We start from the raw sequence: 2720 nt of genomic DNA, 5'->3' as shown, positions 1-2720 counted from the left end.
TTGCGGGCCGGCGAGCCGATACCGTCGAGTTCGGGCTGGACCAGCAGCTCGTCCTCGTCGTCTTCGGCCAGGACGGCCTGGGTATTGGTATTGGACCGCGCAGCGGCGGTCTTGGTCGTGCGGGCCTGCGCCCGGGCGTTATCGCCCGAGGGGAAGGTCAGGATGGCTGCGGGGCGGGTGGGCAACTTCGGAAGCGGCATATGCGTCACTCTCCAGTATGGGCCGGCTATGGCACCTGACGGGTATTCCTGTGCACGGCTAACCGATGCTCTTGGCGGCCTGCAGGACTTCCTTGGCGTGGCCCGGGACCTTCACCCCGCGCCACTCCTGCACCAGCACGCCATAAGCGTCGATCAGAAAGGTGCTGCGCTCGATGCCGCGCACCTGCTTGCCGTACATGTTCTTCTGCTTGATGACGCCGTACAGGTTGCACACGGTTTCGTCGGCGTCGGAGATGAGAGGGAAAGGAAGCTCGTACTTGGCCTTGAAGTTCTCGTGCGACTTCAGCGAATCGCGCGAGATTCCGACCACCACGGCGCTGGCCGACAGGAAGTCGGCGTGCAGGTCGCGGAAATCCTGGCTCTCGGTGGTGCAGCCAGGGGTGTTGTCCTTGGGGTAGAAATACAGGATCACGGCGCGACCCTGGCACTGCTCCAGGCTGATCGGCCCGATGGTGCTTTCAGCGGTGAACAGCGGGGCGGGCTTGCCGATGATGGGCATCATCATGTCTGGGGGTCTCCGTTGGGGGGGATGAGGGCGACGACCACGCGCCGGCCCTCCGCCATCAGGATGTTGTACGTGCGCGAGGCGGCGTGGGTGTCCATGATTTCGACGCCGATGCCGGCCGCCAACAGGGGACGCAGCACCTCGGGGCGCAGGAACTGTTGCCGGCCGCCCGTGCCGACCAGCAGCACTTCCGGCGCATTGGCCGGGCGGCTGGGGGTGGCTTCGGGTTCGTCCAGGAACGCCAACGGGTCGCGGACGGGTTCGGACAATCCGGCCGCCTGGCGCAAGAGGGTGGGGGTGATGTCGGCCGGCGACTGAACGGGCCAAGGGGTAACTTCGCCTTCGGGGCCAAAAGCGACCGAGGAGGAAAAACGTACCTGGTTGACCTCGATATAGCCATCACCATAAGCGGTGACGGTGTTCAGGGCGGCCGTCGCAGGATCGGTATGCAGCTTCAATAAATACTCCGGCTTTATGGTTCCGATAATAGCGCATCAGGATGGCCGTATGTTGCAAAGGGAATACCCCCACGCTTGACTCGTTGCGCTCGCGCTCCGCCCCCCTGCGGGGGCTGCCCGCCCTTGGGGCGGCCCGGCGGGCGGGCGGGCATTTTTGCCACCAAATTCGCCATCAAGCAGGCCCTATTTTTGTTCCATTTGCCGCCCGGGCGTCCTTGCGCTAGATTACAGGGTTTTGCTGCGCCGCAAACCTGCGCTGGCGCGGCTTTTGAGCCCGTTTCCCCTTCGCGCGCCCGCGCCCTGGATTTTTGCCCCTTCGCCCCTAAGGATTCCCATCATGAGGAAGTTCTCTCGCATTGAGCGTTTGCCCCCGTACGTTTTCAACATTACCGGCGAGCTCAAGATGGCAGCCCGTCGGCGCGGCGAGGACATCATCGACATGTCGATGGGCAATCCGGACGGCGCCACTCCCAAGCACATCGTCGACAAGATGGTCGAGGCCACCACCCGCCCGACCACCCACGGCTACTCGGTATCCAAGGGCATCCCGCGCCTGCGCAAGGCCATCTGTGACTGGTACCAGCGCCGCTACGCGGTCGAGTTCGATCCCGATTCCGAAGCCATCGTCACCATCGGCTCCAAGGAAGGCCTGGCGCACCTGATGCTGGCCACCCTGGACCGTGGCGACACCGTGCTGGTGCCCAACCCCAGCTACCCGATCCACATCTACGGCGCGGTCATCGCCGGCGCCAACATCCGCTCCGTGCGCATGACACCGGGCGTGGACTTCTTCGAGGAACTCGAGCGCGCCGTGCGCGAGTCGATTCCGAAGCCCAAGATGATGGTGCTGGGCTTCCCCAGCAATCCGACCGCCCAGTGCGTCGACCTGTCGTTCTTCGAGCGCGTGGTGGCCCTGGCCAAGGAACACGACATCCTGGTGGTGCACGACCTGGCCTACGCCGACATCACCTTCGACGGCTATGTCGCCCCCTCGATCATGCAGGTGCCCGGCGCGCGCGATGTCGCGGTCGAGTTCTTCACCATGAGCAAGAGCTACAACATGGCGGGCTGGCGCATCGGCTACATGGTCGGCAACCGCGAGCTGGTGGGCGCGCTGGCGCGCATCAAGAGCTATCACGACTACGGCACGTTCACGCCGATCCAGGTGGCCTCGATCGCCGCCCTGGACGGCCCGCAGGACTGCGTGAACGAGATCGTGGCGCAGTACCAAAGCCGCCGCGACGTGCTCGCGCGCGGTCTGCACGAAGCAGGTTGGAATGTGGAGATTCCCAAGGCGTCCATGTACATCTGGGCGCAGATCCCCGAACCCTACCGGGCGATGGGCTCTTTGGAGTTTGCCAAGCGTGTCCTGTCGGATGCGAAAGTGGCCGTGTCCCCCGGGATCGGCTTCGGCGAGTATGGCGACGAATACGTGCGCTTCGCTCTTATCGAAAACGAGCAGCGCACCCGCCAGGCGGTGCGCGGCATCAAGGACATGTTCCGCAAGGACGGCTATAGGTAAGGTCCCCCCCGAAG

Annotated in this window: 3 protein-coding genes and 1 pseudogene; 1 reads left to right on the top strand and 3 read right to left on the bottom strand. The window is 64.4% G+C overall.

The window, feature by feature from the left end:
• From DK459_RS19505 to DK459_RS19495, 3 genes and pseudogenes are all read right to left on the bottom strand, one after another.
• A pseudogene (locus DK459_RS19505) lies at window positions 1-200 on the bottom strand (PhoH family protein); the annotation flags it as partial.
• Between the two features lie 58 nt (window positions 201-258).
• Window positions 259-723, bottom strand: coding sequence for a peroxiredoxin (locus DK459_RS19500; protein WP_006388430.1), 465 nt, complete (start codon window positions 721-723; stop codon window positions 259-261).
• Window positions 723-1184 carry an Mth938-like domain-containing protein gene (locus tag DK459_RS19495; RefSeq protein WP_006388431.1) on the bottom strand — a complete coding sequence of 154 codons (462 nt, stop codon included), beginning with the start codon at window positions 1182-1184 and terminating at the stop codon, window positions 723-725. The genes DK459_RS19500 and DK459_RS19495 overlap by 1 nt, the downstream gene beginning before the upstream one ends.
• A 337-nt stretch (window positions 1185-1521) precedes the next feature.
• Between DK459_RS19495 and alaC the strand changes: the two genes are divergently transcribed.
• Window positions 1522-2706: an alanine transaminase gene (alaC, locus tag DK459_RS19490; RefSeq protein ID WP_006388432.1), complete on the top strand. Its 1185-nt coding sequence runs from the start codon at window positions 1522-1524 to the stop codon at window positions 2704-2706.
• Window positions 2707-2720: the final 14 nt, after the last annotated feature.

Source organism: Achromobacter sp. RW408 (assembly GCF_003184165.1).
Taxonomy (GTDB): Bacteria; Pseudomonadota; Gammaproteobacteria; order Burkholderiales; family Burkholderiaceae_B; genus Achromobacter; species Achromobacter xylosoxidans.
The sequence above is the reverse complement of the archived record's forward strand: the minus strand, read 5'-3'. Positions and strand labels throughout refer to the sequence as shown.